Genomic DNA, 20,029 nt, shown 5'->3' with positions numbered 1-20,029 from the left:
ATCAACCAAAGAAACTGGTAAGTACTGTGGCCACAATGACAAGGAAGACGCAGCTTCCAAACCAGGCCGCTGCTACCTTTCCCGTGTCCGGCTCCCCGGAATTCCACTTATTGAACACTTTTACCGCGCCGATCAGTCCGACGATGGCCCCGATGGCATACATCAGGTTGACCCCTGATTGGAAATAGCTGCGCACCTTGGTGGTCGCCTCCATGATCCCTGCATTACCGTCCTGGCCCATTACCGACAGGGATATCCCCATCAAAAGGGCACAGCAAAGCAGCATTTTCGACTGTTTGTTGGTCATGTTTAAGAAGGTTTAGGTGTTGACTTTTCCCTTTCCACCACCTGGCAGAAAGGTTGCTTTGATAGCAGATCCAATTGGATATGGGATGGGATGAGCAGCCGTCCCTCATTGAATTTGGGAGACCCTAAACTTTGGTATACTTGGGCGTATTCCTGGAAGGCTTTGCAGAATTCCGAATTGGAAGGCTCCCCTTCCCAACCTTCAGTTCTGCTAACTTTTTTCCTCCAGGAGCACAATAAAGCGGGACCAAATACTATGGCCAGGACGATACAATAGTAAAGGGCAAGAAAAACACCTGCCGTCCTCCAAAATTCAGGATTGCTGATAACCCTATCGATCATATCCTTTTTGGTTTGATGATGCATCAAATCTCAAAAAGTCAGCAATAAAAAATTCACAAGTTACACCCTACATGGGACAAAAAATCACGTCTCTAATTTTTAAAAAAAATACATTGGTCATAAAAAAAGTAGCTAACAAAACGACCACTTATAGGAGTAAACCATCTTATTTAAATTCATAAACAGCCAGTTCTGCATATAAAACGGAGTAATGACTTGCCTATCCTCTTTTGACCAAGAATATCAAGTAAATAACATAACATAAAAGAAAAAAAAGACCATGCCAGTAGTTGATTTTGGATTCACGTCCAAATATTACCGCAAGTAACAACAAGGTGCTTGAGAATACCACTACTAAAATATCCATGTTGGACACCACTGTAAAAGGCAAGGGCTGAATCAACGCACTAAGTCCCAAAATCCATAAAATGTTAAAAATATTGGAACCTACTACATTCCCGACTGCAATATCCGCCTGGCCTTTTTTAGCTGCCACTGCAGAAGTCACCAGTTCGGGAAGGGATGTTCCCACGGCCACTACAGTTAGGCCAATGAATGTTTCACTTAGTCCCATAAGGGTGGCAATTTCCACGGCACCATCAACCACCCATTTCCCCCCTAGGAAAAGTGCCAATACACCACCTACTATATATATTACTGATTTAGCTCTTGGCAATAATTCCATGGTAGCATCTGAAGATGCCATATCCATTTGGCCACTTTTGGATTTAGAAACCGCATAGATATAGGCCATGAAAAGGCCAAAGAAAAAAAGCAGGATACCGCCATCAGCACGACTCAATGATAGCCCTGGAATATCCAGAAAAAGATTGGCATTGGCGAGAAACCCCACCATAAACGTAGCAGCCAAGGAGATAGGGATTTCTGTATAATAAATACTTCTTTGTATTGGCAAGGGTTTGATCAAGGCCGCCACGCCAAGAATCAAAAGTACATTGGCAATATTACTTCCAAAGACATTTCCCACGGCAAGTTCTGAACTCCCACTAAAACTTGCCAGTAAGTTTACTATCAGTTCAGGCATGCTGGTCCCAAAGGAAACTATGGTAAGCCCGATAACCAATTCAGGAATTTGAAATTCTTTTGCAATGGAAGAAGAGCCATCCACCAGAAAATCCGCACCTTTTATCAAAAGGGCCAAGCCTATCACAAATAATAAATAAACCATACCAATAAGGCGCTAAAATTTAACCGAAAAACTACCGCAAAACTAGCAAGAATCGGTGAAGAACTTATGTTCAGTACCCATAAAAGAAAATAGAAACCGATAATAATTTGACAATGTTTATTCTCACATCCCATCCCCTTCTTCCATATAGTTTTCCAATTTCTGTTTCAAACTGTCCAAAAACACCGTTCTGCCCTTTTTCCGTAAGCGTATTTCCTGGAATATGCGGTAGACATCCCCTATTTGCACACCAAACATCCTTTCCAGGCTTTCTGCAAGCGCCTTAAGCTCTGCCTGTCCATTATTGAATACCCCGGCTACCTTAAGGGCATAAAGCAATTCCACCAGCTGTACCTTCTGCCCTGTCCACTGGATCATGGGACGGTCATTTAATTGTATTGGATTATTGTCTTTCTCCAGGAACCTTTCAATTTCCTTTTTCAAGCGTTCATAGGCAAGAAACTTGGCAAAGCGGTAGCTGCCTATCGTTTCAAAGCGGGTATCCATATGGATAATTGAGCGATGGGTGATAAAAGGAATATCCTTAACATTTCGCAAAAATAGCCAGTGGTCCAGAGTGGATTTCTCCAGACGGAAGTAACCGTATAGAAAGTGGTGTTTCCTGAAATGCTTTTTTATCACCGTCAGCTGTTGTTGCAATTCCACCCTTCTGTTCTCATCATTGTTCAGCAAACTATTTTGGATGAGGAAGCATTCGCGAAAAAATATCTGATGTGCCTCAAACCTCGGCTTTATTTCCTTAAAAAAGGCGATCTCATTTTCCTTGTCTTCAAAACCCATTTCCAATATATAAGCTTTTAACTCGGACATAAAGTGGTTAACCGTAGTGAAACCGACTTCTCCTTCCTTTATGGGAGGATATCGTGAATCCTGAATTTTTCTTATTTGGGCCATCATCTCATCATATCTGGTGTTACAAAATGCTTTCATGTTCATAGTATTCCGTTTTTTATTTAAAAAATGATTTTGGTAGAAACATAAATTTATCGGAACTGAACGTTAGAATTTCGAGTATATAATGACAAAAACGGTGAAGTATGATCAATTACTGCTGAAGTAGAACCCTATGCCGGCGAATTATAATGCCCAGTCGGGACTGTTGATTGGAACTTCACCATTCAGGGAATATTTTTCAATCTAAACTGGAAATTTTGTGACCAGATTTCATTACCCATACAATGATATTTATTTCAGGATATCACTGTCTGCAGCCTATGCCTTATTTCTATGCATACAAAAGGCTTTCTTAAGCAGGTATATCAAGATTCATTACTCAGAAACATTAGTAAATTTCTGCCTTTATACCCTGCTTTGCTTCCTCCTTATGGAGCTCATATTAAGGGTAACCTTACATCTCGACAAGGTCAGTGATTGGCGGTCAAGGCCCTTTACCAGAACATTCAGTCAATTATTCCTGGGGCTGGCCTGTCCCCTTTTACTTGAACTGTATCTGGCAAAGCTGGTCCGGGCCTATTTCCCCGATATTCTACTGGACAAGGAAGGATTTTCTTATCCACAGATAAGCATATTTGTGCTTTTGGTGAACCTGTATTATACCTGTTTATACCTCATAAACCAATATTCGGACAGTCCAAATAATTTAAAGAAGGGCAGAAATATTTTGGTAGTTCATTCGGGGCATAAAAAAATCCCCTTACAACAAACAATGATCAGCCATATTTTCCGAACCGGAGAATTGGTGCAGGTTATTACTTACGATCAAGAAAAATATACTTGCAATTATAGTCTGGATGACCTTGAAGCATTCCTGGATGAGGATGATTTTTTCAGGGCCAACCGCCAAACCATAGTCCATTATGATGCCTGTAAACATTTTGAACCCGCAGGGTATGGAAAGATAAAATTGGAACTAATTCCAAAATCCACCCAGTCGGTAATAATCAGCCAAAAAAAGGTAAAGGCATTCAGAAAATGGATCAATCAATGAAAGGAAGTTTTAATTGACAAAAATGAGTATTCAGAAAATGGATTAGGCAATAATATAATTAATTTCCCTTTTTCCTTATGAGGCTTTTTCTTGGGTTTAAAACTCATTACAAATCCTATTGACAATTCATGTTTCCTTCAAAACCAAAGAATCCCCAAAACAAATAAAACATCCCACATAGAAGTAACGAGCCTGAAAAAATCAGTCAGTGACTATTTTTAGCGAGCAGCCAGCTTGAAGGGCAGGCCCTTTACCCCTCCAAAACCACCAAATAAAATTTGGACGTTCCCTAGACGTTCCCACTACGTCTCCTCGATGTTCCCTCTATATCTCCTCTTTACTCCCTCTAAAGCTCCATCCCAAAAGTAATACGAATCTGTTGTCCTGCCAGCTGAGCTACGCCACGTCGCACAGGTGCAGGACCACCTAAAACTGAGTCTCTGACTCAGCTACTTTTATCCTTCATTCCAATGCAATCTCATCTCCAACAGTCAACACACACTTTACTCCCTTACCAAACTCCCCTCCCAATTCACAATTCCTCAATTCCCCAATTCGACAGTTCGACAGTTCGACAGTTCAACAATTAACCGATTAAACTTCCCTCCCCCCTCATCTCCCTAGCATCTTTCTACCATCTACTTAGGGGATGTCTTGGGGATACGTTGCCTTCAGGTAAATTTATTCTTGGAAATATTCAAAACCCACCTTACCTCCAACACTCTCTTTATACTGTCATAAAAGACATGGTAAAAGGATTCGGCCTTTGTATTCTCAAGAAATAAACCTGAATAAAAAAATCTCAATTTATCGAGATAAAATACCTAACACATCTTGTAGGAATTTTTAGTTTAATTATCCTTTAATTTTTGGAACAGCTATTTTCTATTTAAAATCGAAATAGGTCCTAATTGCACTTTTGGACAAATAGCTAACATTTTGTTCCGCAGATTTTAAGGTATGGTTGATAGTATCAATGTAATGTGTTAGTATTTTAATGGTAGATGAAGTAAGATACCATTTTTCTTCTCCTAGAATTTGAAGCCTCTGTGTAATCGTTATTATTTGGATAAGGAACTGGTCTTTTTTGTCAAAACTTAAATGACTTTGGATAATCCTTTCTATAGGTAAAATATAATGGGAAATTAATTTCTGAGTTTCACGATTGATACCATCATTTCCGGAAAACTTTGATTTGATTTCAATGATTTCCTCTACAAGGCTCCCCATATTATCTTGATATTGTATTATATACTCTAAAACAAATTTGTTAAGGTGCCAAATTTCCTCATTCCACCTCAGTTGCCAATTTTTATATGAAGCTTGGGTACTTTCAAATTTTGATCTAATTTCTTTAATAGAAATTCCTAGGTATTGAACATGACCAGTAAGTTCAAATATTTCCTTTGCGTGCTTTTTTTTATTTCCTATTCGATCCAATACAAAGGCCTGAAAAATTTCATCATTTTTTTCAGGGACTGCAACTCAACTATTCTCGTGTTATTTAGTAATAAGGTGGTGGTCCCTGAAAAGTCATTCTCTATCTCTGAAATATACTTTTCCAAATACGAAACCTGTTTTATAATACTACTTTTGGAAAGTTGATACCATGACAGATATAATTTTCGTAAATTCTTATTTCTTCTTTTTTTTTTGAATTTTATTGTATGCTACAGTAAATACAGAACCCAATAAGAAGGAAAGTAGTATAGCTGATTTTTCCAAAAGAAAGACTTTCAATGTATCCATTAGTGTAATTCCGTTAATTTAATTGGACTTTCCTCTTGACAAACACCCTATTATGTTAGTGTTTTAGTTTATATAAATAGAAGTTCCGATTTCTATCACCCAGTTATTGTTCAATAATTCCATTTCTGCTTATTTTAAATAGGATATAGAAATCTATATCCATACTCTGATAAAAAACTATTTACTTTTTTAAAATTGTTTGAAAGTTGTATTCTACAGGCCTGAACTTGTTTGATTCATACTTTTTAAAGAAACTTAAAAATTCATCCTTAACTGACTTATCTGTAAGTCCATTCCTTTCGACAATTTCCTGCAGATCCATTGGGTTCCCAAAAATATCTTCAAAAGCTATATCTGTAATTCTATATTCCTCTTCTTCCCTTAAACTTCTTTCAATAATACTTTTCAAAAAGTAGGTCAGATCACATTGGTCTATATTTTTTAATAGTATATTAACGGCTTCAGGTACAAATACACCAAAAATTTGCTTTTTATCTGATTCCTCAGATAATTCAAAATTTCTTAATCCCCAGAAAAGCCAGACAACATCCTCACTGAGCTGATGATTTGAAGTAATCAAATCCCTGAAATAATTTAACTGAATATTTGTAAAGAACTCCTCAGTTCCAATCTTTTCAACTACACCCTTTCTCTTTATTTCAAAGATTAACTGATTTACAAAAAAGGGAGAATATTGCCTTGCTTCTTTAAAAAAGGCTTGTACAAATTTTAAATATTTGCCCTTATTACCCTGAAAGACTTTTTTAACAGTATCCCCACTAATATCTTCTAGAATTCTAATCAATTCTCCATAGTAAAATGATGTAGTACCATGAATTGAGGAAAATTTGGAACCTATTTTAAACAAATAGTGCAAGTGTTTTATAAAGTCGGCCCTATTTGTAGGAACCTTTTCATCAAAAATCCTCAGCATTAATTCTCTTTCTAACCCCTTGTCAAAACACTCATCAATATATTTGAAAAATGAACCGTTATAATTTTTGATTTCATGCTTGAAACTATATTCGGATAATGTATAAGAATTAAGGTTGTATCTATAATATAGTGGAAAAAATTGAGGATTATTTATAGATTCATTCCCTTTTCTATTTGCATCAAAAACGTTTGGATATAGTTCGCTCAGTATATACTCGACGGTGATTAAACTAGTTAAGCTAAATTGATCTTCATTTTCAGAACGAACACGTTCAATAATTTTGCTCCACTCTGCTTTCTCTTCCTTTCTGGCCAAAATATACCTGGTTTTGTTAAGTATATTATATGGTCTTTTTACCAAGTAACTTTCTGAATAATCATAGATCATATCATGTATCATTGGATATTTGAATTTCAACAACTCATTCAAAAAATAATCTTTAAACAAAACTTCTTTCTTGATCTTGTGATAGGTTACTAAGACTGAATTAATAAATCTAATAACATCTCTGGGGGAATTGAACACCCCTTTTAAATTTTTATCATAATCAGATTCAAAATATTTAGGAAATATTTTTTCCTGAAATTCAATAAAATCCTCGTCATCCAATACCATTTCTAAATCCTCTTTTAAAAGGGAAAATAATTGAACTTCTTCTAATTTTGGCAAGGGTATTTCCAACTGGAATATTTTCTCTAGATAGGTCAAATAACCTTTTGTATTAAATTCCTTAAGAGAGTTTATCACATAATTTCTATCATAAGCTACCACATAGAAGAAATTTCGAAAATTAGCCGTATTCCTTATCAATCTTAAAACTTCTTTTATCTCATCACTATGAAGCCTATCAACATCATCAATAAATATAATTACTTTTCTATCCCAACTTTCTAGACATTCATCAACCTTTTTTCTGTCATCGATCGGCTCACTCAGGAAAAAGTGGGAAAGAAGATTTACCCTACCCAAAGGACCTGACAGTGAAGAATCAGATTTTATTACTTTTCTAGAGTAGGAATACAAAAGAGATGAAAAGTTAGGATCAATCGAGGACAATCTTTCTATTAATTCATCGAAAAACATTCGTTGTATTTCTTCCGCTGAATCAACATCCCATGGATTAAAATTGATTACGGCAACATTTTCGGATGAGGCTTTTTTAATTTCAATTGATAATAGGTTTAGAAATGAGGTCTTTCCACTTCCATAAGGGCCATTAACACCTATTGCAAAAGATTTTTGGTTCTCTGTTAAGGTTATTAAATTGGAAATTTCTTCCGCTAAAGATATTCTGTTAAAAGAATCATTTGATATATCTAAAATTGGATTGTCTTCAACAAAACCTTTTGAAAAAGAAGGCGATTTATTCTTCAAACTACCATCATTATCCCTATTTTTTCTAAACTCCAAATAAAAATAAGATAGGATCACAGATAGTATAAGAACATCAAAGTACCTTAACCAACTAACAAAACTAAAAATTGTAAACGACCAATCCCCTGTAAACAATGTCCAAACATAAACCAAAAAGGATATCAAGGCTAAGCGGAATGATATCACTGTACTTTTGAGTTTTTTTGTAATTACATATGAAATAATCAATGAAATACTTAACACAGCCAAATCATTAACTAAATCGCTTTCAACTTTTGAAAAAACAGTATCCACCAAAAGCCAATTAATAAATTCGGAAAGGGGGTTACGAAAGATTATTGCAAATCCTAATATTAGTAAATTAAAGAGAATATTAGATTTAGGTATTTTAGAAATAGAAAAATGGCCTTTCATAATTATTAAGTAAATCAAAATCTAATAACTGATGTCAATTGAGTATTAATTTTAATCTGCTTTCTATTTCCTATAAAAGCTTTTTTATCATTTCAATCGTAGAATTTAAGGGAGAAGTAATATCCTCCATTAAAATTTGATTATATCTTATTTCCTTTCTACTAACTACATCCAGAGCTATACAATAATTGGGAACGATAATATACTCTTTGGAATAATGTTGTTCTAAATATCTAAACAGAACGTCAGTAAATAAAGATATTTCCTCTGTACGATATCCTTTGAGCTTAGAAATAAACCAAATTGCACCTATTTTTTTGTTGTTTCCTTCCTCAAATGAATAAACATGACTTGGTCTTACTTGGATAGGCAAATCATTAATTTTCATTATAGATTTACTCTTTGGCTTCGCTAAGTAATTGAGCTTTCCTACAGGTTTATAATTAGAAAAATCAAAGTCTTCAAAACCATATAAAATATCAATATTTCTTTGATACATTGTTTTTGATATTTTAGCATTAGCATTGTCTGCACGGTTAACCAAATCATCAATTTTTTCATTGATCAAAGTTGAATCTTCAGATTTGAAATAGTTGCTTATGGCGCTGTTAGAGGTCACCCAGTAATCTCCGCCCCCTTCAGAATCGATCTGTTGATTAGACTTTTTTAGATTGTTTATAAGAGTGATTCTTGAATTTTCAGTTTTTCTTCTAAACTCAACTACTTTGCTAACAGATATCTTTTCCATACTATTTTGGGTTTGTTAATGGTTATTTGTAATAATAACTAATATGGAAATCAATAAAAATACCCCATCTAGGGTATTTTTCACCTAATTCAAATCACCTATCTTGAAAAGTTTAATATTCCCAATACTCTTCTTTTAATGAAAAAACACCTACTCCTCCTCTACCTTACTTTATTTTTTGCATTAGCCCAGGCATATGGTCAGACGGTGTATGTAACCAAGACAGGCACCAAATACCACAAATCCTCCTGCAAATATTTAAAGTATAGTTCCATAAGCCTCCAACTAACAGAAGCAAAAAAGAAAGATTATACCGCTTGCAGCGTGTGCAAGCCCAGTTCCATAGCTACGAGTAATAAGACTGGCATCCCAACTAAAGCAACAAGTGAAAAAAATAATATAACTCCTTCAAAAGCCAGTTCAACAAAACCATCTCCCCAACCCAGGGCTACTTCTGTGCGCTGTTCTGGTATTACCAAAACAGGAAGTCGATGCAAAAGAATGACCAAAAGTGCCAATGGAAAATGTTTTCAGCATGGAGGATAGTAAATAGGTAATCAAATAACCATAACCTCAATTTAGCATTTCATCAAAACAATCTAGAAACGCGAATTACAAATTCCAAGGATAGAAAATTGTAATAGCAAACTCAATTTATCGGGCAGAAATGACAATCCCTCTCTAATATGGATTTATGAATAAATTTTCCTTAATTCCACATTATGACTTCAAAACATGAATTTCACAATTTAAGTCCCGAAAATCAACTTGAATTCATGCTCACAATTTTAAGAGCAAACAATCAATTATTACTTGATATTTGCGATAAATATGGAGTAGTTAAAGTCTTCAAGTACAATCGAAAATCATTTGAAAATAAGCAAAGCGACTTCTACCATTTTTGTCTAGTCAAAGCTAGCAAAACTTTGCATGCAGCAGAATGCCTAGTAGCTAATTTCCTCCAAGAAGATTCTCAAACAGTTCTAAGGACAGCTTATGAAGCCTATCTGCATATGTCATTTGTAAGAAATGTTCCTGAATCTTTAAATCAATTTCTGGACTTTAAGCTAGGATTAGTTTCTGGAGACTATATGCATCCATTAAATAGTAAAGGCAAGCCTCAAAGAAATAAGGTATGCGATACCAATACAAAGGAAGTCTTTAATTATGGGATAACTATTCGACAAATGGCATTTAGCAATCTAATAAAAGAAGATTCTTTAATTTTTGATAAACTTTATCGACATCTTTCTGAGCATGTTCACATAAATTTTATTTCTTCTGGAAATTATAGAACAAAAGACCATAATTCATATACAATGTTTGATGGTTCTGCTGTGCTTCAAGCCGCATTTAATTCAGTTTTGATAAGCTTGTTAATTTTGGTTGAATATTCTCATTTTAATAAAGAGCTAGAAACAGATTTAATAAATAACATTATAGAATTGGCAGATCCTCAAGCAAAAAATCTAATTGGAATTAGTGCAGATTTAATGGATGATGAAGAAGATCGTAAGAATTTAGAGCAAAGGCTAAATCGGGTTTTATTTGATATTGAGAATTTAACCTAACTAAGGTTCTCAAGAAGTTTTTCCACTTGAATTTATTACAGAAGTTCTAGGGAAAGTTTGTATGAATAAAACCCTAGTCATTTTAGAATGATTTTCAACATCATGAGGTAGAGCCTAAGGAAAAGAAACGGAGAAGGTTGGTAAAGGATCAAAAAACAAAGATGAGAGAAGGTCTAAGCATGTGAGAAAGAAAACTTTTATTCCAGAATACGATATAGAAGCATAAGTGTCTGTACAAAGTTACAGACTCACCTAACCAGTCTGCCACCTGGATTATAACAAATTTAGATAATATGTAAAGTAATGAACATATCTAAGTAACTACTTCTAATTGGTGGAAAGAAACAATTATGATGTGTATCATTAAAATGTAAATACTGGTAAATTCCTTTTATAGGATAGAAATAACTAGATTGGATTTTTAGGAACCTAAATCACCAATATGAAATCACACGAAGAGCTTGAGAAATTCTTCCAAGAGGGACTTGCAAATGATCTTTTTTTTAGTATTCGACATTATTTTATCTTTAGAACAATCGGAGAACATGCTTATCTAATAAATGAATTTAAGGATGAGGATAATGCCAAAATTTTAAGTTATCTACAAAATTCATCCCATGAACTTTGCATTATTAGTCTTTGCAAATTCTACGATAGGAAGAATAGAAATAATAAATATCAAGTAAGGTGTTTGGAGACACTTTTGGAAATGGACTTTTGTCACCGGAAAGATGAACGAGTTCATTTAACATTTGATGATCAAATTACACAGCTCGTTGAAATTACAGGCATTGAAGGGAGTGTTAGCTAAACTCTGTCCTTTCCCTTCCCGGGGGCTAGCCCCCGGGAAGGGAAAAAATTCCTCACTAAATGATTAGGTTTCCGTATTGATGTCCAACCGGAGCCTCCCCTCAAATTTAATGGCCAGCTGCTGGACTGTCAAGCTCCAGTTCTGTAAAGGGGTCGTCCATTTTTTCTCGATCCGCTGCGTGGCCAGATAGACCAGCTTTAGAAGTGCCATGTCACTGGTAAATGCCCCTTTGGTCTTGGTCACCTTTCTTACCTGCCGATGGAAGCCTTCCACCGCATTGGTGGTATAGATCAGCTTCCTGATGGGCGGTGTATAGGCAAAGAAGGCACTCAGCCTCTCCCAGTTGTCGTTCCAGGAACGGATCACTATGGGGTATTTCTTCCCCCACTTTTCTTCCAGTTCCAACAATGCCGATTCGGCCAGGTCCTTTGTCTCGGCCTTATAGATCTTCTTCAGGTCACCGGCAAACTCCTTTTGGTTTTTGCTGGCCACGTACTTCAGGCTGTTCCGGATCTGGTGGACCACGCAGAGCTGGATCTCTGTTTTCGGGAAAATCGACCCGATCGCCTCGGGAAAGCCCTTAAGGTTATCGGTACAGGCGATCAGGATATCCTGTACTCCACGGTGCTGTAGATCGCTGAGTACCTGTAGCCAGAAGTTCGCCCCCTCGCTTTCGGAAAGGTACATGCCCAGTACCTCCTTCTTCCCCTCACGGTTGATCCCTAATACATTGTATAGGGCCTTATGGCGTACCTTTCCTTCCTCACGTACCTTGAAGTGCATGGCATCAAGCCATACAATGCAATAGACCTCTTCCAACGGCCTGTTCTGCCACTCCTTGACTTTCGGGACGACACGGTCGGTAATATCGCTTATCACCTGCGTGGAGACCTCCGTATCGTACATTTCCTTGATGTACCCGGAGATGTCACGTAAGCTACTGCCAAGCCAGTACATCCCTATGATCTGCTTCTCAAGGTTATCGGCAAGGATACGCTGGCGCTTCTCGACGATCTTAGGTTCAAAGCTGCTGTGACGGTCCTGGGGCGTCTCGATCTCCACTTCTCCCAAGTTGCTCTTCACACGCTTGCTGCCCTTGCCGTTACGTTTGTTGCCTGCACTGTGGCCTGCATCTTCATCCCGAAGGTGCTCGTCCATCTCAGCCTGGAGGGCTTCCTCCAAAAACTCCTTCAACATCGGAGACAGCGCACCGTTCTTGCCGAACAGGGACTCTCCTGATAAAAACTGGTCAAGTACTTTCTTCTTAAATGCTGATTCTTGTTCTTCGCTCATATCTCTCTATCTTATAAACTTTAATTGATTTTCAAAGTCTCAGACAGAGTTTAGATTACAGTCTCGCATTGAACACTCATTGAATGAAGTTACTGATATCCGTAGTTTACTCAACTATTTTAAACTTATTTTGAATAATAAAGAAATAAGAAGAAAAATAGATGATTTGAAGATCATTAGGGATAAATATATAGCACATAATGAACATCTTTCCCACACATATGATCTAAATAATTTTTGGGACGATGTTGTATTGCTACAAGATATTGCCAGTTTGATTCTTAGATTAATTGGTAGATATTGCTTGAGTGGAGAATACTTTCAGTTTGAAAAAAATATACCTTACTCCATTCACTACTCTATTATAACAGAGTGTTATTGGTTAGTGACTTTGATTGAAAAGGTGATAGGAAAGAATAAAATCATAAATTGGTGGGCAATTGAGGAATGAGACTTTATTTCCAAATTCATTTTTAACGCATTAATATTTTTCAATTAAAATTTCATCCCTCGAAATCTTAAAAATGAATTTTTATGCAGGCATATTTTCAATTACCTTTTCTAAATACTCATCTATAAATTCAGTCACTCCATCTAGGATATTTTTACCAGGCCTCTAACACAAAAAAGTCTCCATCAAAAAAGAAGTTTACCTTAAATCAAGCTTTACGACTACCTAAAAGTTAAAATTTGATTTTATAATCCGCTGTGCGCTCACAGATCACGGCCACCGCCTACTCATTGTAAGTAGTGGGATTCATTTAAGTATTTGTTCGATTGCGTCTACAGCCTCATTAGTTGATAAAATATTGTTACCGCATTTGGAACAAAGAAGTAGTTCTGTTTCTAAAAAAAGTTCACAGTCGGCCCGTTCTATTTTATTTACATTTTCACAGATAATACACTCGATACTAATGGCGTCAGCTATTGCTTTGAATATCCGTTTATTAGATTTCTTCGTCCGAATACCTGTGTACTCCATCAGCATAATAAGAGCTATCAAACGCCTGAACTCTTTAACTACACGTAATTTTTGGTTATAAGGATCCTTTAGAAGATCGAAGATAATTCCATCTACTACAGAAACACTATAGATTAATAAATATGGGACAAAATTGTAATAGTGTTCATAATATCTTTCCATATCCTCCTCATTAGAAAATACGAAATTCAAATTTTGATTTTCGGTTTTATATCTTTTATCGTTAGTTACGATATGCAAGGCATGATTTGTGATTCCGTTTAATCCATAATCCAACTCCTTATCATATCTTAAATCATGAATATGTTCAGCATTTAAAAGGTCGCTTATCCTAATTTTGGAAAGTGCTTGTTCAATGATATCTAGTCGATTAATAGCTCTATTGCTTGGATCGTATCCTTTTGGATCACCAATATGAAAGAAACGTTCGATAAATTCGGATTTATTCACAAATAACTGTTCTAGAATTAGAAGTATGTCGCTATATGGCTTTCTTATCAGAGAATAAGCTACTGTCATTTTACCTCTCTTTGCTGTATACAGTGATTCGAACAAAAAGTTGATAAAATCTGATGTGATTGCCATGGTCAAATGTTTCAATAAAACTGTTTCGATTTCATCATTTCTATTATTTTCCTTTAACCAATCAAGTATATGCTTACCTTCTTTATCCAGTGACTTCAGTTTTTCGTCCGCATTGTCTAAGTCTATTGTAGTGCTGTTAAGTTCAACATAATTATCTTCCCTGTATATTTCAGTTAGTTGGTCATAAATTATAGCGCAAAGATCATTTATTTTATGATACTTCTTAGGGATAAATACTTCCTCGTCTTCTTGTATGGATAGATATGGTCTCATCTCTAAATTGTTAGAATCAAAAACTGTTCAATTGCTTTAGCCTTTTCTTAGCCAGTTAAAAAGGGAATGTGCATGGCTATTACAAAATTGGTTCATTATTTATCCTTTTTAATACGTCTCCTATATTATAGTCAGGAGGTAAAGGCTTAAACTCCTTCTGTGGGTGAGTTATATCAAAAGTTTTTCGCTGAAATTCTCTTATTGTATCCAAGTCAATTTCTGAAACAAGTATAGAGTCATTGATCCCTCCCTTTAATTTTAATATATCGAGTCTGGCAGACTCAACGGGTTGTGTCAATCTAGAATCACCAAATTGGCTTGTATTAACTTGTGCAATATAGCAGTGTAAATCTCGTGAACATGACTCCACAATATTTGAAAAATAGTTAGTATCTTTATTCCATTCAACACCTACCAACAAATCGAGCTTGCTTTTAAAAAGGCTCCTATGCCATACATTTGCTAATTCAAAACAGTAATATGGACAGAAGTATAAATTCTCCCAATTAAAAATATCATACCTGTGTTCTCTAGGAGATGCTACTTTTAGATGATTTCCCCTTATCAAGGAGTCTTCAACATGAGCATAGTGATTTTTCAGTCTAAATACTACTACAGCATCCTTAACTCCATTTACTTCAAATGGAAGAATTGTTACAATAAGATTAAATACAGTGTTCTTAATTTTAACATGTTCAAGACCTGTAATTGTCAAAACATGATTTTTCTCTGAATATTTAACTAAACTAGAAAGTAAGTTTATTGGGATGAAGAATTCTGGAAATAATAGAACATCACTTTTGTCAAGTCTAACCTTCTTTACGATTTTGGCAAGTTTATCATATCGCAGCGAGCTTAGATTAGGAGTTCCACGCATACTTGCTACTATATTGACATCTTCTACTTTAGTATTTGCAAAGGCGATTTTAAATTTTTTTGAACTTCTTCTATTCTCTCCTACAATAATTTCCTGGGCATTTACAATAGGGCTGTTCTTTTTAATAGTATTTTTTCTTTTGTAAAAGCTATCTCTTAGACCATTTTCATCCAATTCATATGATGGAATATGATTCTGGTTTATTGCTTTGTACCTAGAAAATGCATCATCTAAGTAAAAATTATCACTTTTTGATTTTTTACTAGTTATAACCCCAAAGATGTCTGTTTCTACTTTGTTATTGATTTCTACTTCTTTCTTGTTACTGTGTGAACCAATTGACTCAAAAGCTGTTGACATACAGCATTCCCAAAACTTCACTCTTCTTGGAGATTCTTCAATTAAGGTCTTATCAAGCTTGTAGTTTTTAAAGTCAATGTTAATGCTGGTTAAGTTTTTTAAGCTTCCCTTCTTACAAGCTTCACTATAGGTCAATAGTGGGTGTATGACATAATGGTGTCGCATCATGTTAGACACTCGAAACCTTCTCACCCAATGAGAATCAGTCCTTGTCGGCTCGAACCTGCCAAATAGAAAAGACCAATTACTATTATTTAGATGATTAAGTTTAAACTCAAAGTTTCGAGCTACTTTTTTGGTTTTAATTAAAAAATCAAGGTTTAGCGAAAGTGATAATTCATGGGAAGTATCAAGGTAATTGACAAGAGTGTCTTTTATGTCCGCTTCTTGAACTTTTGATGACTTTTTCTTGTGTTCAATTTTTTCTATTTCATCAAAACAATGTAAAAAGAATTCGACATAGTGTTTTGGTTTTTGATTTACTAGCAATAAAGTTAAGATTCTTTCCCAAAGTCTATAAAATGTTAGGCACGTTTCACCTTTAAAAAAGTTTACAATTTGGTCACATTCTTCATCAGATAAATGATTTTCATGACGGAGAGCACTAAATATTTTATTAGAAAGAAAGACAGTTAATCCAAACCTATTTTCTTTATAGTCTTTCAATGTTCGGATTTTTCCTTCTGTGCCATCATAATGAAGGTGGTAAGCACTAGATTTAAAAGACAAGTTGTTTTCATCTTCTTCTGGAAAATCTCTGAATTCACTTGTCCTTTCATCAAGTTCCTGTTTTAATCTATCAATAACAAGGTGAGATTCGTTAGCATCAAAATAATGGACTAATGACTTCTCGCTTTGGCAATACAGAGATTCGAAATCGACAAGAATAAAGTCATTCTCCTTTTTAATATTTGATGTTGGTGCTTTTTTTAGATCGATAATTGGGTAAAAAGTCTCAAGAACAAATTTTTCGATTTTTGTAGGTTGAAGATCCTTGTAATTTGAAATATCAAATTTTAGCCTTTCACTACTTTCATTTATTTTAACATTAGGCTTGGGGTCGGATATAACAAAAAGCATATCATCTACATATCTGCCATAGTATGCAGGTTTAATAAAATTGATTATTCGATTATCAAACTCCTTTAAATACGAGTTCGCGAGAACATATGAAGACACTAGTCCAATTGGTAATACAATTCTTTGTAAATTCCCTTCATTGTCAGTTAATTCAGAATAAAAGTTAGTTGGGCTTTGAAATTTATTTGCTAGTTGTGCAGAATAATTATCATGAATACGAAGAAATATCTCTTGCAGGTTATAGGATTCATTTAAAATATCATGTGTTCTTCTATTAAATAAGTCTGTTCGATTTATTCGGACGGAGCTGAAATAGTCTTTAATATCTAAATTAATGAAAGCTACATTTTTCCCTTTCTTAATTAGGTTTTCTGCTGTTTCAACAGCATCATCACGCCATTTTTGGTATTGATTAAAGTAGGGCTTGAATAAACCTGAACCTCGTACAATTTCAGTTTTATCTTTGTTCAGCAATAGACGGTTGCCTAAACATTCGTCTTTCAAATTCGCATCTAAAGTTACACCATGCTTCATTATCCATAAAACTGAAAAAATATGTAACTCTATTGGAGCATTTATAAAAGGAGTGACTCTTTCTATTTCGTATTTTTCTTGAATCCTAACATTTGTTATGAAATTGACTTCTGGTTCTGGTGTTTTTATTTTTTTTGGGTAAAAATTTATGCTAACCTTTGATAGTAAAGAATTAATAAATTCTGAGTCCGTATGGAAGGAATTCAATTCATGGGCTATTCTTTCGAATTTTTCTTCAAGTGTAAATTTAATTTTATAGGAAAACATGTCTCCACCTACATTGTAGTGTGAACTCGGATTTTTAAATAGAAAGTCTTTTCCAATACTTGTTTCAAATTCGACCAACTGCCGCCTGAGTAGTAAGTCGGTATTATCATAATAAATGTATGATTTCAGCTTGATATAAGCATTTTTAATATCTTCCTTAGTAAATTCCATGTTTCATTTTATATTAGCTCAAATTCAGGCTCTTCTACTTGCGAAGCAATAGCGTGCGAACTTTGGCAAACATATATATGTGTTTGAATGTCCGGTTGGCTAACAAATTCTGTCCTTTATTATACTCACTATTATCGTAGAGTAATTAGCGTATATATGCATTGCACATATTTCTAATAAACATGTTTTACAAAATAAATCCTGCAAACTAAACGATAGCCAATTATCCAAATACAAATGTTTTCCAATTATTTGTAAATATTTAAAATTGAAATTATCCATCAAAACTAAAAAACTCCCTATTCCCAACAAATACCCCAATTACAGTATTTTGCACCAAAATCAAATAAAAAAGCCCTCCAATCGGAGGGCTTTGTATATTCCGATTCATGTTGACCACCTGTTCCAGTGATGCTGACCACTTTTTTCCGATGATGTTGACCACCCCCCTTCTGGGTATCAACTTTTGTCGAAGGGTAAAATTCCGGTGATATTGACCACTGTCAATCCGGCCATGTTGACCACCACTTTAAGTGGTCAGAATGGCCAGAATGACATTATTGACCACCTTTAATTTTTCAGTTATCGTTTCCTTTACGGTTGATTTAAAACCAACCGTAAAGCATGGCAGGAAAAACGATAACCATGAGTAATCTCAAACAGATAATTCGCCACCGTGACAACGGAATGGCACTGCAGACCATCTCCAAAACCTTGGGAATTGCCCGGAACACGGTCAAGAAGTACCTTCAGCTGATTGATTCCAAAGGTTTTTCTTACGGAGAGCTTTTGTCCATGAATGACGAAGAGCTTGATGCCCTACTTTCTGATCCGGACCATGTTTCAGGGGAGCGGTACCAGGAGCTTATATCTTTTTTTCCCTATATGGAACCGGAGCTTAAACGGACCGGTGTGAACCGTTGGGTCCTGTGGGGAGAATACAGACAAAAACATCCTGACGGATACAGTTACTCACAGTTCTGTGAAAGCTTCAGGCAGTGGCGTACCGGTCTATCTGCCAGTATGAGAATTGAACATGTTCCGGGAGATAAATTCTATATAGACTTTACGGGTGATAGGCTGTCCATAGTAGATCCTGTAACAGGTGAACTCACTGATCTGGAAGTGTATGTTGCCACACTCGGAGCCAGTCAATACAGCTATGTAGAAGCCATTCCCTCCCAAAGAAAAGAAGACTTCATAGCAGCCACTGAAAATGCTTTACATTACCTGGGCGGTGTTCCCAGGGCCCTGGTGCCCGACAACCTCAAAAGCGCGGTCACCAAAGCCGACAAGTATGAACCGGCCATCAACCCCGATTTCCTGGACTTTGCCAACCATTACGGCTGTGTGGTCTTTCCGGCAAGGAGCAGGAAGCCGCAGGACAAGGCCTTGGTGGAAAAGACCGTCAGCATTGTCTACAGCAGGATATACGCCCCGCTCAGAAACAAAGTTTACCATGACATCAATACACTGAATGCGGATATACGGCACTACCTCAATATCCATAACAATACCCCTTTCCAGAAAAGACCGGAAACAAGGAAGGAGCTTTTCGACAGGGAAGAAAAGGGAACCCTGGCCCCCCTGCCTGCCGAAAGATATGAACTCAAACAGTTCAAGTATGCCACCGTCACTAAAACCTCCCACATATCCCTGAACCCTGAAAACCATTATTATTCTATTCCCTACAGGTATATCGGCAAAAAAGTCAAGGTTGTGTACTCAGCCAGTTACGTTTCTGTTTTCTACGATGGGGAAAGGATCGCTTTTCATAAAAGAAGCCTTAAGGAGCGCGGATACACTACGGTCCAGGACCATATGCCTTCAGCCCACAGGTTTGTAAGTGACTGGAACCCTGAATTCTTCCTGAACTGGGCAAAAGGGATACATCCTGAAGTCCGGCATTATTTACAGGTTATCCTCGACAGTTACCCGTATCCGGAACAGGCCTATAAAAGCTGTCTGGGGATTTTGGGATATGATAAAAAGGCAGGCAGGGAAAGGCTCATAAACGCAGTAATACGTGCCAAACACTACAACACTTATAATTATTCGGTCATCACCAGAATACTCAACAGCGGGATGGATTCAATCCCTTTAGATACTGAAAACAAGTCCGATAAATCAGTTGACCACGAAAACATAAGGGGAGCGGAAAGCTTCAGGTAATTATCAAACATATAACCGATCACAC

Annotated in this window: 16 protein-coding genes; 6 read left to right on the top strand and 10 right to left on the bottom strand. The window is 36.0% G+C overall.

Going from position 1 to position 20,029, the window contains the following annotated elements; genetic code table 11:
* Nucleotide 1: 1 nt before the first annotated feature.
* The 4 genes from KZP23_RS16730 to KZP23_RS16715 all read right to left on the bottom strand — a co-directional run bounded on the left by KZP23_RS16730 (nucleotide 2) and on the right by KZP23_RS16715 (nucleotide 2,794).
* On the bottom strand, nucleotides 2-307 hold the full coding sequence (locus KZP23_RS16730) for a DUF4134 domain-containing protein (protein ID WP_226332916.1): 306 nt from the start codon (nucleotides 305-307) through the stop codon (nucleotides 2-4).
* Nucleotides 308-309: 2 nt separating this feature from the next.
* Complete coding sequence (locus KZP23_RS16725) at nucleotides 310-648, bottom strand: DUF485 domain-containing protein (RefSeq protein WP_226332912.1); 339 nt, start codon at nucleotides 646-648, stop codon at nucleotides 310-312.
* A 220-nt stretch (nucleotides 649-868) separates the two neighbouring features.
* Nucleotides 869-1,837 (bottom strand): calcium/sodium antiporter, encoded by a 969-nt coding sequence (locus tag KZP23_RS16720; RefSeq protein WP_226332910.1) that lies wholly within the window; start codon nucleotides 1,835-1,837, stop codon nucleotides 869-871.
* Between the two features lie 123 nt (nucleotides 1,838-1,960).
* Nucleotides 1,961-2,794, bottom strand: a complete 834-nt coding sequence (locus KZP23_RS16715; RefSeq protein WP_226332909.1) for an RteC domain-containing protein — start codon at nucleotides 2,792-2,794, stop codon at nucleotides 1,961-1,963.
* Between the two features lie 388 nt (nucleotides 2,795-3,182).
* Between KZP23_RS16715 and KZP23_RS16710 the strand changes: the two genes are divergently transcribed.
* Nucleotides 3,183-3,806, top strand: a complete 624-nt coding sequence (locus KZP23_RS16710) for a LytR/AlgR family response regulator transcription factor (protein WP_226332908.1) — start codon at nucleotides 3,183-3,185, stop codon at nucleotides 3,804-3,806.
* Nucleotides 3,807-4,691: 885 nt separating this feature from the next.
* Here KZP23_RS16710 and KZP23_RS16705 read toward each other — a convergent pair.
* The 3 genes from KZP23_RS16705 to KZP23_RS16695 all read right to left on the bottom strand — a co-directional run bounded on the left by KZP23_RS16705 (nucleotide 4,692) and on the right by KZP23_RS16695 (nucleotide 9,028).
* The gene (locus tag KZP23_RS16705; RefSeq protein WP_226332907.1) at nucleotides 4,692-5,246 is read right to left on the bottom strand and encodes a hypothetical protein; all 555 of its coding nucleotides are present in this window, start codon (nucleotides 5,244-5,246) and stop codon (nucleotides 4,692-4,694) included.
* A gap of 490 nt (nucleotides 5,247-5,736) precedes the next feature.
* Nucleotides 5,737-8,280: a KAP family P-loop NTPase fold protein gene (locus KZP23_RS16700; protein ID WP_226332905.1), complete on the bottom strand. Its 2,544-nt coding sequence runs from the start codon at nucleotides 8,278-8,280 to the stop codon at nucleotides 5,737-5,739.
* Between the two features lie 70 nt (nucleotides 8,281-8,350).
* Nucleotides 8,351-9,028 carry a hypothetical protein gene (locus KZP23_RS16695; RefSeq protein ID WP_226332904.1) on the bottom strand — a complete coding sequence of 226 codons (678 nt, stop codon included), beginning with the start codon at nucleotides 9,026-9,028 and terminating at the stop codon, nucleotides 8,351-8,353.
* 138 nt (nucleotides 9,029-9,166) lie between these two features.
* Here KZP23_RS16695 and KZP23_RS16690 point away from each other — a divergent pair, with 138 nt between their 5' ends.
* From KZP23_RS16690 to KZP23_RS16680, 3 genes are all read left to right on the top strand, one after another.
* Complete coding sequence (locus KZP23_RS16690; RefSeq protein WP_226332902.1) at nucleotides 9,167-9,574, top strand: hypothetical protein; 408 nt, start codon at nucleotides 9,167-9,169, stop codon at nucleotides 9,572-9,574.
* Between the two features lie 176 nt (nucleotides 9,575-9,750).
* Nucleotides 9,751-10,599, top strand: coding sequence for a DUF5677 domain-containing protein (locus tag KZP23_RS16685; protein WP_226332901.1), 849 nt, complete (start codon nucleotides 9,751-9,753; stop codon nucleotides 10,597-10,599).
* A gap of 442 nt (nucleotides 10,600-11,041) precedes the next feature.
* The gene (locus KZP23_RS16680; protein WP_226332900.1) at nucleotides 11,042-11,410 is read left to right on the top strand and encodes a hypothetical protein; all 369 of its coding nucleotides are present in this window, start codon (nucleotides 11,042-11,044) and stop codon (nucleotides 11,408-11,410) included.
* Between the two features lie 63 nt (nucleotides 11,411-11,473).
* Here KZP23_RS16680 and KZP23_RS16675 read toward each other — a convergent pair whose 3' ends face one another.
* On the bottom strand, nucleotides 11,474-12,703 hold the full coding sequence (locus KZP23_RS16675; RefSeq protein ID WP_226332139.1) for an IS256 family transposase: 1,230 nt from the start codon (nucleotides 12,701-12,703) through the stop codon (nucleotides 11,474-11,476).
* Between the two features lie 130 nt (nucleotides 12,704-12,833).
* Here KZP23_RS16675 and KZP23_RS16670 point away from each other — a divergent pair, with 130 nt between their 5' ends.
* Nucleotides 12,834-13,154, top strand: coding sequence for a hypothetical protein (locus tag KZP23_RS16670; RefSeq protein ID WP_226332899.1), 321 nt, complete (start codon nucleotides 12,834-12,836; stop codon nucleotides 13,152-13,154).
* 306 nt (nucleotides 13,155-13,460) lie between these two features.
* Here KZP23_RS16670 and KZP23_RS16665 read toward each other — a convergent pair whose 3' ends face one another.
* Both KZP23_RS16665 and KZP23_RS16660 read right to left on the bottom strand, forming a co-directional pair.
* Nucleotides 13,461-14,543 carry a hypothetical protein gene (locus KZP23_RS16665; RefSeq protein ID WP_226332898.1) on the bottom strand — a complete coding sequence of 361 codons (1,083 nt, stop codon included), beginning with the start codon at nucleotides 14,541-14,543 and terminating at the stop codon, nucleotides 13,461-13,463.
* 79 nt (nucleotides 14,544-14,622) lie between these two features.
* Nucleotides 14,623-17,832, bottom strand: coding sequence for a reverse transcriptase domain-containing protein (locus KZP23_RS16660; RefSeq protein WP_226332897.1), 3,210 nt, complete (start codon nucleotides 17,830-17,832; stop codon nucleotides 14,623-14,625).
* Between the two features lie 624 nt (nucleotides 17,833-18,456).
* Between KZP23_RS16660 and istA the strand changes: the two genes are divergently transcribed.
* A complete protein-coding gene (gene istA / locus KZP23_RS16655; RefSeq protein ID WP_226332541.1) occupies nucleotides 18,457-20,004 on the top strand; it encodes an IS21 family transposase in 1,548 nt (515 codons plus the stop codon).
* Nucleotides 20,005-20,029 lie beyond the last annotated feature (25 nt).

The sequence above is a fragment of the Echinicola marina genome, from assembly GCF_020463795.1.
GTDB classification, from domain to species: domain Bacteria; phylum Bacteroidota; class Bacteroidia; order Cytophagales; family Cyclobacteriaceae; genus Echinicola; species Echinicola marina.
Note: the sequence above shows the minus strand (reverse complement) of the source record. Positions and strands in the feature narration are given on the sequence as shown.

Bases quoted from the DNA above. Each gene is read 5' to 3' on its own strand.
- KZP23_RS16675 (WP_226332139.1), bottom strand. From the start codon at position 12,703: ATGAGCGAAGAACAAGAATCAGCATTTAAGAAGAAAGTACTTGACCAG.
- KZP23_RS16685 (WP_226332901.1), top strand. From the start codon at position 9,751: ATGACTTCAAAACATGAATTTCACAATTTAAGTCCCGAAAATCAACTT.
- KZP23_RS16660 (WP_226332897.1), bottom strand. From the start codon at position 17,832: ATGGAATTTACTAAGGAAGATATTAAAAATGCTTATATCAAGCTGAAA.
- KZP23_RS16695 (WP_226332904.1), bottom strand. From the start codon at position 9,028: ATGGAAAAGATATCTGTTAGCAAAGTAGTTGAGTTTAGAAGAAAAACT.
- KZP23_RS16725 (WP_226332912.1), bottom strand. From the start codon at position 648: ATGATCGATAGGGTTATCAGCAATCCTGAATTTTGGAGGACGGCAGGT.
- KZP23_RS16700 (WP_226332905.1), bottom strand. From the start codon at position 8,280: ATGAAAGGCCATTTTTCTATTTCTAAAATACCTAAATCTAATATTCTC.
- KZP23_RS16730 (WP_226332916.1), bottom strand. From the start codon at position 307: ATGACCAACAAACAGTCGAAAATGCTGCTTTGCTGTGCCCTTTTGATG.
- KZP23_RS16715 (WP_226332909.1), bottom strand. From the start codon at position 2,794: ATGAACATGAAAGCATTTTGTAACACCAGATATGATGAGATGATGGCC.
- istA (WP_226332541.1), top strand. From the start codon at position 18,457: ATGGCAGGAAAAACGATAACCATGAGTAATCTCAAACAGATAATTCGC.
- KZP23_RS16720 (WP_226332910.1), bottom strand. From the start codon at position 1,837: ATGGTTTATTTATTATTTGTGATAGGCTTGGCCCTTTTGATAAAAGGT.
- KZP23_RS16690 (WP_226332902.1), top strand. From the start codon at position 9,167: ATGAAAAAACACCTACTCCTCCTCTACCTTACTTTATTTTTTGCATTA.
- KZP23_RS16665 (WP_226332898.1), bottom strand. From the start codon at position 14,543: ATGAGACCATATCTATCCATACAAGAAGACGAGGAAGTATTTATCCCT.
- KZP23_RS16680 (WP_226332900.1), top strand. From the start codon at position 11,042: ATGAAATCACACGAAGAGCTTGAGAAATTCTTCCAAGAGGGACTTGCA.
- KZP23_RS16710 (WP_226332908.1), top strand. From the start codon at position 3,183: ATGGAGCTCATATTAAGGGTAACCTTACATCTCGACAAGGTCAGTGAT.